The organism is Algoriphagus faecimaris (genome assembly GCF_900101705.1).
GTDB classification, from domain to species: domain Bacteria; phylum Bacteroidota; class Bacteroidia; order Cytophagales; family Cyclobacteriaceae; genus Algoriphagus; species Algoriphagus faecimaris.
The window spans coordinates 1-13422 of sequence record NZ_FNAC01000063.1 but is presented as its reverse complement, the minus strand read 5'-3'; the positions used below and the strand labels follow the sequence as shown (position 1 = coordinate 13422).

At 42.0% G+C, this 13422-nt stretch carries 7 protein-coding genes; 5 read left to right on the top strand and 2 right to left on the bottom strand.

Going from position 1 to position 13422, the window contains the following annotated elements; genetic code table 11:
* Both BLQ57_RS19705 and BLQ57_RS19700 read left to right on the top strand, forming a co-directional pair.
* On the top strand, nt 1–1394 hold a 1394-nt coding region (locus BLQ57_RS19705), incomplete at its 5' end, for a PAS domain-containing sensor histidine kinase (protein ID WP_139162830.1).
* 238 nt (nt 1395–1632) lie between these two features.
* A complete protein-coding gene (locus tag BLQ57_RS19700) occupies nt 1633–2478 on the top strand; it encodes an alpha/beta hydrolase (RefSeq protein WP_240507889.1) in 846 nt (281 codons plus the stop codon).
* Between the two features lie 175 nt (nt 2479–2653).
* On the opposite strand, the gene istB is transcribed toward BLQ57_RS19700, so the two are convergent.
* Together istB and istA are read right to left on the bottom strand one after the other, a co-directional pair.
* Nucleotides 2654–3376: an IS21-like element helper ATPase IstB gene (istB, locus tag BLQ57_RS19695; RefSeq protein WP_087941472.1), complete on the bottom strand. Its 723-nt coding sequence runs from the start codon at nt 3374–3376 to the stop codon at nt 2654–2656.
* 5 nt (nt 3377–3381) lie between these two features.
* Nucleotides 3382–4950 (bottom strand): IS21 family transposase, encoded by a 1569-nt coding sequence (istA, locus tag BLQ57_RS19690; protein ID WP_244887430.1) that lies wholly within the window; start codon nt 4948–4950, stop codon nt 3382–3384.
* Nucleotides 4951–5595: 645 nt separating this feature from the next.
* Between istA and BLQ57_RS19685 the strand changes: the two genes are divergently transcribed.
* From BLQ57_RS19685 to BLQ57_RS19675, 3 genes are all read left to right on the top strand, one after another.
* A complete protein-coding gene (locus BLQ57_RS19685) occupies nt 5596–6192 on the top strand; it encodes a phage tail protein (RefSeq protein WP_087941425.1) in 597 nt (198 codons plus the stop codon).
* A 63-nt stretch (nt 6193–6255) separates the two neighbouring features.
* A complete protein-coding gene (locus BLQ57_RS19680) occupies nt 6256–7419 on the top strand; it encodes an ABC transporter substrate-binding protein (protein WP_217639534.1) in 1164 nt (387 codons plus the stop codon).
* 123 nt (nt 7420–7542) lie between these two features.
* On the top strand, nt 7543–13422 hold a 5880-nt coding region (locus tag BLQ57_RS19675; protein ID WP_217639533.1), incomplete at its 3' end, for an MBG domain-containing protein.

Here is a 13422-nt window from a genome sequence, read left to right as displayed (position 1 = left end):
TGGTAAATGATAAAGTTTATAGGTCTAATGCCATTGAATTGTTTTTTGGCAAAGAGGCTGCAAAAACATTTAGCTCATCTGATTTTTGGACAGACCCTTTTCATCCAGATGATGTGGAAAAAATCAAGGAAAGCCTTGATAAGGCAATAAAAAATCCTGATGTGCAAAAATGGAAATTTGATTACCGGATCATCAATCAAGAAAGAGGGATTGTATATGTTATAGATCAGGGAGTTATTGTGAGGGATGCAAAAGGAAACGCCATTCGGATGGTAGGAGCCATGGCGGATATTACTGAGCAAAAATTGTTTGAAAATGAAAATACCTTTAAGGCTAACCTATTAAAAAGAATAGGACAAGCTGCAGTTTCGACAGATCTATGTGGAACTATTAATTATTGGAGTAAGGCAGCCGAGGATATCTATGGATGGAATGCAGAGGAGGTGATAGGGAAAAAAATGGATCTCTTAATTCCCAATGATCTTAATGCGCTAGAGGTAGCAGAGATATCGCAAATCCTTGAAAATGGGAAAACGTGGTCAGGTGAATTTCAGGTTCAGAAAAAGGACGGAAACTTTTTTCCTGTTCGAGTTACTAATGCTCCGGTTTACGATGATGATAATAAATTAGTGGGGATGATAGGGATTTCATCAGATATATCTAAAGAACGCGAAAATCAAGAATTACTGAAAAGGTATACCCAGGATCTTGAACGATCAAACGAGGAATTAGAACAATTCGCCTACGTTGCCTCTCATGATTTACAAGAGCCACTCAGAATGATTTCCAGCTTCATGGAACAGCTGAAAAGAAAGTATGGGAATCAATTGGATGAGAAAGCTCACCAGTATATCCACTTTGCGACTGATGGCGCTAAGCGTATGAGACAGATTATCCTTGATATCTTGGAATATTCGAAGGTTAGTAGTCCTATAGATCTTAAGGAAATAGTGAATGTTAATCAGGTTGTTACTGAATACAAATTACTCCGTAAAAAGCTTATTTCAGAAAAATCGGTAAGGATTACTTTTCCAGATTTACCGATTCTTCATATTCATAAAGTAGGTATTACTCAGATCCTTCATGCCTTGTTGGACAATGCTATAAAATACTCGAAGCAGGAAGGTTCACCCATTATAGAAATTAATGCCGTTGAGAGACAAGGGGATTGGCTCTTCTCTGTCAAGGACAATGGAATCGGGATAGATGCCCAATATTCAGAAAAAATATTCTTAATCTTTCAACGCATTCACAATCCTAATATCTCGCGAGGTACAGGAATAGGTCTTTCTACAGCTAAAAAGCATGTGGAGTTGATGGGGGGAAAAATTTGGGTTGAATCAAGGCTTGGTGAGGGAGCTACTTTCTATTTCACAATCCCAAAATCTTCATAAAAAAGGGCCGAAGTTTTAGCGATTATCCTGTAAGGTTAGGAGTAGTGGATCACGAAAGAAATTTTCACCTGAAAAGATGTGGCACAAGAGGTGGGAATAGAATCAATAGTTAAGCCAAACAATTTGTTAACTTAACAGTGCCAACTGAAAAAGCACATGACTGTTGGATTAGTGTCAGAACAACCCTTTTCCTAGACTACAAAGGCTTGTTCTTAGGTAGCAGCTTTGAAAAAATACCATGAATTTTAAAAGATTGTTTGCGCTTTTAATGATTACTTCTCTAAGTGGTTCAATTTGCTTTGCACAGAAACAAGTGTTATACAAGCAGATTGATTCGACTAAGTTATACATGGATGTATATTACCCGGTTCAGGTGGATTCATCAATACATTATCCTGCTATGATTTTCTTCTTTGGTGGAGGATGGGTTAGAGGAGATAGGGCTCAATTCATAAATCACGCTCAATACTTTTCCAAAAGAGGCCTGACCTGCTTTTTGGTTGACTATAGGACTAAAAACAAAGATAACTCAACACCTTTCGAATCCTTGAAAGACGCAAAATCAGCAATACGGTACCTAAGAAAACATGCAGATAAATTTAATATTGATACTTCAAAAATAATTGCTGTTGGAGGATCTGCAGGAGGACAACTTGCAGCCGCCTCAGCATTGATAGAGGATTACAATGAGGCTTCGGATGATATGTCCATAAGTCCCAAACCAAATGCCTTAGTCTTGTTCAATCCAGTTGTTGACAATGGGCCAGGTGGATATGGTTACGAAAGAATTGGTGATGAGTATAAAGACTTTTCTCCTCTTCATAATATCAAAGAAGGAGCACCCCCCACTATTATTTTCCTTGGAACAAAGGACGCACTCGTTCCTGTTGAAACTGCCGAATATTTTAAAAAAGTGATGGAAAGGGTGAAAAGCAGGTGTGAATTAGAGCTTTATGAAGGAGAAGCTCATGGGTTCTTTAATTATCAAAACTTTGAATACTACAGAAAGACAGTTTCTAAAACGGATGAATTTTTACAGTCACTAAATTTTTTAAGTAAGGAACCTCAAATCGAAATTAAATAATCACATTTATGTTTATCCACGATGATGTCTTTAGCCATTTTTTACTTACGTTTTTGGCTGGAAGACCGCTGAACGATTTGCCTTATGGATATTCCGGACAATACTGACCCCCGTTCCGGGCATATTGACCCCTCTAAAAATGGGTTTGGTACTATAATCTGTTAGGCTGACAATTTTACATTTTTTTTCTGAGACTTTCCCCCTTGAGCTCTATTCTGTAAGAAGAGTGGACCAATCTGTCAAGAATCGCATCGGCAATTGTCTCTTCTCCGATGATATCGTACCAACTCGAAACGGGCAGTTGACTCACGATTACGGTTGATTTCTTCCCGTGCCTGTCCTCTATCATTTCCATAAAATCTATTCGCTGCTGTTGTTCCAGGTGTGTCAGCCCAAAGTCGTCCATGATCAGCAGGTCTGTCTTGGCCAGTTTGTCAAAGAACTTCATCACTGTCCCTTCCAGTCTGGCCATCTTGGTTTTTAGCATCAGTTTCTGGGTGTTGAAGTAAACGGCTTTAAATCCCAGAATACAGGCTTGGTGTCCCAGCGCAGAAGCCAGATAGCTTTTTCCGCATCCAGTGGCGCCAGTAATCAGGACTGATTCCCCCTTGTTGATGAACTCTCCGGTCGCAAGCGTGGTGAGAAGCACGTCGTCAAGACCTCTTGCCTTGTCCAGTTTGAGCTCTTCTATGGAAGCTTTATACCTGAATGCAGCATTGGTTTCAAGTCTTTTGAACCGTCTGTTGTCCCTTTCAAGCTCTTCGGCTTGCAGCAACAGTTCAAGACCCTCAGCGAGTGAGAGGCTTTGGTTTTTCCTTGTTTCCATGAGGGCCGTCCATGTTTTGGACATGCCGTGCAGCTTGAGTCTGGCAAGCTGCGATTGGATCTGGTTTGTCATAGTTGTTAAAATTTAATTGTCTGTTGGTTACTGTAATATGCTTTTCCCCTTAAGTTCTGGTGTTTGGGCAGGGCTGTATTGTTGTTTTGGACAGATTCGTCTTCCATATGGTTTTCGATGATGTTTTTAATGAATTTGTAGGAGAATATCCCGTTCTCCATGGCTGTTTTACATGCTTTTTCCAAAGCCCCGGTATCGGATTTTCTTGCCAGGGCAAGTAGCCCGTCACAGGATCGGTAAAGTTGCTCGGGATATCTGTTCTGCTCAAAAAGCAGGCATACATACTCATACAGAACTTTTGACACTTTTGCTGACTGGTTTCTGTAATACTCCGGGCTCCTGTCCCGGTAGTGTTGGTGATGGGAACAGAGGTGTTCTTTGACCGTGGAGTAAGCACCGATCTTGAAGCTTCTGGAATGTACTGCCACTTTTTTACCCTCATGGTATATGAAAACCATGGATCTGGTATAGGCCACTTTTACTTTGCTGCCCATCAGGGTGTGGGGGACGCTGTAATAGTGTTTGTCTGCAGACAGATAGACGTGGTTGTTTTTGGCGACTGTAAGCAGGGAATAGCTCCTGAGCTCAAAACGCTCAGCAGGAAGATCACCCAGAAGGGCCTTTTCATCTGCAAGAAACTTCTCTTCCCGGCAATATGGCTTCTTCTGCATCCGTGTCTGGTTGTGGGACTTTAACTTCGTTCTGATGGCTCCGTTGAGGGCAGTAAGATCAAAGAACTGCATGTTCCTGAGCTTTGCATATACCCTCGAATACAGAATCTTGACCTGGTTTTCCACCAACGCTTTATCCTGTGGCTTTCTTGCCCGTGCTGGAAGTACGGCTGTTGCGTAATGGTTGGCAAAATATTCAAGGGCCTGATTGATATCAGGTTCGTACCGGTCGGCTTTAACCACAGCTGCCTTCAGGTTGTCGGGAACCAGAAGCTGTGGAACGCCTCCCAAGTCTTCCATACACCTACTGAGCGCATAAAGAAAGTCAGCTGTACTCTGGGATGGTACAGCCATGGCAAACGCATAATCCGAGAAGGGTAAGCAGGCAACAAAAAGCTGGCAGGCGATGACTTCTCCTGTCTCCCTGTCGACATAGGAAATCGTCTTTCCCGCAAAATCTATGTAGAGCTTTTCTGCGGGCTTGTGGTCAAGAACCATCGAAGGCTTCCCTTTTGCGGTCTGCTGCTGGTCTAGGTGGAAGCAGAACTGGGAGTAGCTATATCCATCCGGAATGGCCTGTCTGTATTCTTCCCATAGAACGGCTCTGGTTACTCCCGTCTTTTCCAGCTCTTTTAGATAGTACCCAAGGTTGGCTTTAAAGTACTCATACCTGGAATCTTTATAAGAAGGGTTTCCGGGATGAAAAAGCGTATATAACTCAGGCTCGTCAAGGCCAAGGAGTGTCTCGACGGTAAGCTTCTCTGACCGGTTGGACGTCAGTAGTTTGTCAAGCTTAAAGAGATACGTCTTGACGGTGTTCTTACTGATATCCAGGATACGGGCGATTGTCTTGACTCCCTTTCCCTGCCTGTTAAGTATGATCATCTGTTTTATCTGACTCATAGGTTTAGGTTTTCCAGCCATTGGATTATAGTTAGCGGTTATCGAAAATGTCCGCTAAAAAACCAAAACCGTCGATCAGAGGGGTCAATCCCGAAACTCGGGACAGGTAATGCTCCGGAATCTCAACCTTAGGGGGTCAACATGCTCCGGAATATCACCATAAATCTATCTTAGAGGGGTCAACATGCGCCGGAATGTCAGTCGAATCCAGCCTGTAAAGGCACTTTCACTACTTGAAAACATTCCGGATTGGAGGGGTCAGAATGCTCCGGAATATCCAATCATAAAATGGATTGCAATTTTTTTTAGAAAAAGTGCCACTATAAACCTTTGAGCATTGTTTTATGTGTTTGGTAAATTTTAGATTAATGAAATATTTTCTGAATAAATTATATTTCAAGTGAATTTTAAAGAATAATGAATACAGAAATATGTTTTTGAATAAATAAGATTCAAAATACTAAATTGGAAATAATTGATTAAGATTTTGGATTTTTAAAAAATCATAAAAATCTGAAAATCAAATAATTAAAATTTTTTTTACGTAAAAATCAATATATAAGTATAAATACGTATAGGTTCAGTAATTTTTATTTGACATATTTGAAATCAATTCTTTTTATCAATAACTAATTACGTTTTATTATGGATGCTTATCTATCAACCATCATGGGTTGGGGGCCTACATGGGCTCCAAGAGGTTGGTCGCTTTGTCAAGGACAATTGATCTCAATCTCACAATTTACAGCAGTTTTTTCACTCATAGGAACAATCTATGGAGGTGACGGGCGAACTACATTTGCCTTACCAGACCTTAGAGGCAGAGCTCCTGTTGGAGCAGGTCAAAGTCCTGGCACTTCATTCCATCAACAAGGAGCTAAGCAAGGTTCAGAGACCGCTACCTTAACTCAATTGGAAATGCCGGTTCATAATCACAATTTTCAGGCTTCGGCTTTGCAAGTTACTATTGAGGGCAAAAATGTTGATGGCAATTCTAACGATCCTAACGGGAAATATTTTGCAAAAGCTGTAACACCTGCCAATGGGCCTGTTCCTGCAGGTGTGGCACAGGTGTACACCGACAACAATTCTGCAGCGAATGTTCCAATTGCTGGTGGTTCGATTTCAGGTACAGGTTCCACTGGAAATGCTGGAGGAAGTCAACCCTTTAGTATCGTTCAGCCTATTGGTGTGATTCAGTTTATTTTCTGCATGCAGGGTATTTTCCCTTCTAGAAGCTAATAAGAACAGGGTTAAATGGGTTTTAGATTCTTTCTAAAACCCATTTTTGAACAAAAAAGTACGATGACTTCACCTATCAAGATTGGGTTTCTACAACCATATTCCTCACTATATCCCTACTATGCTGAACACCTATTGACTGGTTTTTTTCTTGGGTTCGACAGAGATCCATTCCGACAAAATGACATCCAATTCATCCCGTATTTCACGGAGTCAGGCTCAGGAACCAAGTGTGCAGAAGGTATAAAAAAACTGATTCATATCGATAAAGTGGATATGATTTCAGGGTTAATCAGTTATGCTGCATTGCCGGAAATCTTGCCTTTACTTGAGAGCTATAATAAATTGGGGTTTTTCTTCGATATGGGAGAAAACATTCCGCATTTTGATTATTTGGGCGATCATGCGTTTTTTTCATCCAATCAACTATGGCAGTCTGAATTTGCTTTGGGTAAATGGGCTTCCAAACAATTTGGTTCACCTATCGGGATGATCATGCCCATGTATGAAGCGGGCTATCATTTACACTCTTCCTTCAATCAAGGTGTTTCGATGGGTTCAGGGGGAAATATTTTGCTTAAAGTGATCGATTCAACAAAAATGAATCCCCATCTAGTTCTTCCGGCTCCAGCCATAGCCGAAATGAAAACCGGGAACCCAAGTGTGGTGCATGCATTATTCAGTGGGCCTAGCGGACTCCAATTTTTAAATGACTGGCATCAAGCTGGGTTAAATAAAGAAATACCGCTGATAGTAAACGAAAATATGGTCTATGATGAGTGGCTGAGCGATGTGAGGCATTTAGGACTGGAATTGTTTACCGCTTCCACCTATGACCCAAGAAATGAGAGTAAAGAGAATAAGCGGTTTGTACAAAAGTTCCGAGCGATTGCCGGACAGGACACCAATATGTATGCACTTCTCGGCTATGAAGGAGGCTTAGTTTTCAAAGAATTATTTTCTTTTCTGCAGAAAAAAGACTTTGATAAAGTTAAATCATTATTAAAGACCGAGAAAGTAAGAGGCCCTAGGGGTGAACGGAATTTTTACCCAGAATCTGGTTTTTCAATTCCGGAAATAGATGTCCTAAAGGTCAAAACATCAAATACATCCATCGATAGATTGGTAGTAGAAAGTGGAAAAGGCTTGCTATACAATGAAAGCATTTTCAAAGATATAAGAGAGGCAACTCCATCCGGATGGAAGAATCCCTACATGTGTATTTAGAATTTCTGTGAGAGTGACAGAAAATGAAAATAGAGCAATAAGTTAAAAAATTAAACCGATCTACTTTTAGCAGCAGATTTTTAAAGGCTAAGGGTTGACCCAGACATTAGAAAAATTAAGACTATGATACTGAATCAAAAATTTTTGAGCTTGACCATCTTCTCCCTTTTCTTGTTTTTTAAAGTACAGGGACAAACGACCGTGACATTTGATGATCAGGGTTGGGTTGATAATCAGAACGTAGGTACAACAGTTACTGTAAATGGATTTACTTTTTCAGTCACTCTTGGTGGTTCACCAGCAACTAATGGTATTGTGGCCACCACATTCAATTCAAACTCAGGCCTTGGAATTGCAGCTAGCGGTCAGGATTTTACTGCAGGTGATATTCTCACAATCACTGCCTCGGGAGGCGGAAGCTTTGATTTTCAATCTTTTCATTTTGGCGAATTTTTTGCAAATCCATTAACTGTAAGGGGTTACAGAAATTCTGTGGAAGTTGCCTCCCAAGCCGTAAATATTAGTGGAAATGGCACAGCAACTCTAGGTTCAAGTTTTGATAATGTAGACGAAGTAAGGATTAATTCTGATAGCGGAAATGGGTTGGCATTAACACTTGATACATTTGTCTTTGGACCTGCTGTAGCTTCAAATACACCTCCCACTGCATCCTCATTTACTTCATCCAATGGTCCATTCGAAAACCTAGTCTATACATTTTCAACCTCAGATTTTGGATACAATGATGGTGATGGTGATCCTTTGAATAATTTGCTGATTGAATCATTACCTGGAGCGGGAACGCTTTTCGTCGATTCGAATGGTAATAATTCATTTGATGGAGGGGAAGCATTAAGTGTTTCAGGTACGGTGTCTAAGGCTGATCTCGATGCCGGTAGATTTAAGTATGTTCAAAATGGTGCTGCGAACACTTCATTTCAATTTGAGGTAAATGATGGAACAGAAAATAGTACTGGTAATTACATCGCTACGTTAAATGTAACCCCTGTGCCTACTGTTACTCTTGCAGTAAGCCCAACATCAAGATCGGAATCATTAACGACCGCCAATGTGGTGACAGCCACTTTATCCAATGCTTATGGAGCAAATACTACAGTAAACTTGACCTTTTCTGGAACGGCCACAGGATCTAATGTAGACTATTCAGTATCAGGCACAAGTATTACGATACCATCTGGAAATACTTCCGGAACCATTACTATCACGAATGTGCCCGATATACTTTATGAAGGAAATGAAACAGTAGTCATCGATATAGCAAGCGTCACGAATGGTACGGAAAGTGGAACCCAGCAGGTAACATATACCATTATAGATGATGATCCCCTACCGACTGTTTCTTTGGAGGTGTTGGATATATATAACCCCATTACTGATGAGAGTGGTGGTCAAGCTTATGTTAGAGCCAATCTAACTGCAGTTGCTGGGGTGACAGTCACGGTTCCTTTATCCTTTTCAGGTACTGCAACAGGAGGTGGAACTGATTATTCGGTGACAGGAACATCCATTACCCTTTCACCTGGCGAGTTGCTAGACAGTATCCGTGTCACCTCACAATTTGATGGTATCGTAGAGGGCGATGAGACCATCATCATCAGTATGGGTACACCTACAAATGCAATAAAAGGGACTCCCGATCAGGTAACAGTAACTATCAAAGATGAGGATGTAGCTACTGAAATATCGATCAATGATCCTTCTGTCAATGAGGGTAATTCGGGGACGACAACGCTTACCTTTACGGTCTCTTTAAGCGAGGCAGCGCCAGTAGGAGGAGCAACAGTGGATTATGCCACGTCAGATGGAATAGCAGTGGCAGGTTCCGACTATACCGCGGTAAGTGGAACGCTTAGTTTTGCGGCAGGGGAAACAAGTAAGACGATAGATGTCCCTGTTTCAGGTGATCAAATAGTGGAGCAAGATGAGACTTTCACACTTACTCTTTCTAACCCTACCGGTATCGGAATAGCAATAGCGGATGGTATCGGAACAGGTTCCATCACGAATGATGATCAAGCTACTGTCACAATCGCTAATGTGTCTGGAAACGAGGATGATGGTGCAATTACCGTTACAGTAACCTTAGATAACGCAGTAGACGGAGGGTTCGATGTGAATGTAGGTACCGCTGATGGCACTGCAACTGTAGCAGATAATGACTACACAGCAGTAATTAATCAGACCTTGTCATTTGCTGGAACTGCCGGAGAGCAGGAAACATTTACTATCACACCTACTGCTGATGCTACCCCGGAGCCCAATGAGACGGTTCTCATTTCGATGAGTAATCTGGTTCCTGCAGTTGTATCATCCAGTGCTATTGATATTACAGATGGAGCAACCTTAACCATTTTGAGTGATGATGATATTTCAATTTCAATAAACGATCCTTCAGTTGCTGAAGGGGATGCTGGTTCTACTTCACTTACATTCATTATTTCATTAAGCGATCCGGCGCCGTCAGGAGGAGCGACAGTGGATTATGCCACCGCAGATGGAACTGCAGTTGCTGGATCCGACTATACGGCAGTTAGTGGAACACTTAGTTTTGCGGTAGGAGAAAGCAGTAAGACGATAGATGTTCCTGTTTCGGGTGATCAATTAGTGGAGCCAGATGAGACTTTTACGCTTACTCTTTCTAATCCGACAGGAACCCGAATAGTAATAGCGGATGGTACGGGAACTGGTACCATCACCAATGATGATTTTGCACCTTCAGGATACTCAGTTTCCTGGGATGATTTAATTATCAGTGCATCTGAGGCATCTAATACTTCCTATACTATATCAAATGCTGAAATAGGAACCACTGCGGTTTATTCTATTTCCAGTTCAGGAGACGGTAATACTGCTACAGTCACTGGAAGTACATCTATTGTAAGTACTACTCAATCTGTGTCTGTTAATGTTTCTTCTTTAACTGACGGAGTGCTCACAGTTTCAATCGCTCTAACCGATGGTGGAGGAAACACGGGAGCTACCGCTACTGATAATTCGGCTACCTTGGACCAAACTCCGCCAGTTCCTGATTTAAGCGATTTGCTAGACATCAATGAACAGTGCGCTGTGACAAGCCTGATACCTCCTACAGCCACAGATAATCTGAGTGCAACAGTGACAGTTACTAACAATGTAACCTTGCCGATTACTACTCAAGGTACCACAGTGGTGACTTGGACTTATGATGATGGGAATGGAAATACTTCTACCCAGAATCAGAATGTAATTATTGACGATACAACTCCGCCATTACCTGATGTATTGAGCTTGCCAAATATTACAGCCCAATGCCAGGTGACATCCTTAACACCTCCTACAGCTACTGATAATTGCGGAGGAACGGTCACAGTTACAAATAATGCGACTCTTCCAATTACAACTCAAGGTACCACGGTAATAACTTGGTCCTATAACGATGGCAATGGAAATATTACTTTCCAGAATCAGAATGTAATTATTGACGATACGACTCCACCAACTCCAGATGTAATAGGCTTGCCAACTATTACTGCGCAGTGTGAAGTGACTTCCTTAACTCCTCCTACCGGTACAGATAATTGCGGAGGTCCGCTTACAATTACGAGCAATGCAACCCTGCCGATTACCACCCAAGGCACCACTGTGATCACTTGGGCATATGACGATGGTAATGGAAATATTTCTTTCCAAAACCAAAATATTGTGATCGAGGATACTCAAGACCCGATCATCAGTGCAAAATCAGCAATCTCCTTAAATGTGGATGCCTTCGGCACAGTGGAGCTTTTGCCTAGCATGGTAGATGAAGGATCTACGGATAATTGTGGAATACAATCCCAGACCTTTAGTCAATCCGTTTTTGATAGAAATGATGAAGGTGTTAATTCAATCCAATATATTGTTGAAGATGCTGCAGGAAACACATCTGAAGTGACCATCAATGTGACAATTGTTGTGGTACCAAAAGTGTTGACAGTCACCGCTGATCCGGGACAATCCAAGCTTTTCGGAACAGCAGATCCTGTATTTACTTTCACTGCTACTGGATTTGAAGGAACAGATGATGAGACAATTTTTACTGGAGCACTTTCACGAGACGGAGGAGAAACAGTGGGTACTTATGCCATTAATCAGGGTACACTTGACGCTGGGCCGAATTATACCATCAATTTTGTTCCAGCTGATTTTGAAATCAAAAAAGGCATCCTTCAGATAACTGGATCATTTAGTGCCATTAATAAAGTCTATGATGGCACAAGGTCTGCATCATTTATCATAGCCAGTTTGAATTTGGTTGGTATTGATGCATCGGCGCCTAATGTCTTTATAAATGATATAACTACTGAATTTGTGGATAAAAACGTTGGCGTTGGAAAAGAGGTTAGAATTACTTCTGTCAACCTGGGAGGTGCAAATGCAGCATCTTATGAAATTGATTATTCCGGTTCGCCTACTTCCACAGCTACTATTTCTGCTGCGTCGCTTTCAGTCTCTGGCTTAACAGCAAACAATAAGGTTTATGATGGTACGACCCTAGCTTCTCTATCTGGAACTCCTTCTGTTACTGGAATTGGTTCTGATGACGTGTCAGTGATCGGTACATCTGTAGCCAATTTCACACAGTCCAATGTAGGTATGGCAATTCCAGTAACTGTTACGGGGCTTTCTTTGGATGGTGCGGATAAGGATAATTATGAAATTATACAACCTGCTGGTTTAGAAGCAGATATTACTCAAGCAACGCTCTCAATTACCGCAAATCCGAATCAAAGTAAGGTGTTTGGATCCCCTGATCCAGTGTTTAGTTATACTGCATCCGGGTTTATTGGCGCTGAAGACGAAACAATCCTAACTGGTGCCTTAACTCGATCCCCTGGAGAGGACATTGGAATCTATTCAATCCTACAAGGTGATCTAAGCGCAGGAGATAACTACACGATCGACTTCACCGGAGCGGATTTTACGATTGCTGAGAAGACTTTGACTATCACGGTTGATGCTGGTCAGAGTAAAATCTATGGTGAAGCTGATCCAATGTACACCTATCAGGCGAGTGGTTTTGAAAACGGAGACGATGAAAGTATCCTTACTGGAGCTTTGGCAAGAACTGCCGGAGAAAATGTCGGCACCTATCCCATCAATCTTGGTAGCTTGGATGCTGGTTCTAACTACACGATCAACTTTATCGGAGCGGACTTTACGATTACAGAGAAAACTTTGGATATCACGGTCGATCCTGGTCAGGACAAAATCTACGGAGAAGCTGACCCTGTCTTTACCTATCAGGCAAATGGCTTTGAAAATGGTGATGATGAAGGTATTCTGACAGGAGCTTTGGCAAGAATTGCCGGAGAGAATGTGGGAAGCTACGCGATCAATCAGGGCAGTTTGGATGCAGGGGACAATTACACGATTAACTATACCGGAGCGGACTTTGAAATCACCCCAGCAATGCTGACGGTTACCGTCGATGCCGGTCAGAGCAAAACCTACGGTGATGCTGATCCGAGCTTCAGCTACGAGGCGACTGGTTTTGCAAACGGAGACGATGAAAGTATCCTGACAGGAGCCTTGGCAAGAACGGCCGGAGAAAATGTGGGCACTTATGCCATCAATTTGGGCACCCTCAGTGCGGGAGCCAACTACACAATAAATTACACCGGAGCAGACTTTGAAATCACCGAGAGAACGCTGACCGTGATTGCCGATGCCGATCAAGGCAAAGTTTACGGACAAGCCGATCCTGTCTTGACCTACACAGCCAGCAACTTCGGCAACGGGGATGATGAGAGTATTTTCACCGGATCACTAGTCAGAGCAGCCGGAGAGAATGTAGGAAGCTATGCGATCAGTCTAGGCAGCCTTACCGCAGGAGATAACTACACGATAAACTATACCGGAGCAGACTTTGCGATCACGAAGAAAACGCTTACGATTACCGCAGATGCCAATCAAAGCAAGGTGTATGGCGATTCAGATCCAACCTTCACTTATCAGGCGACT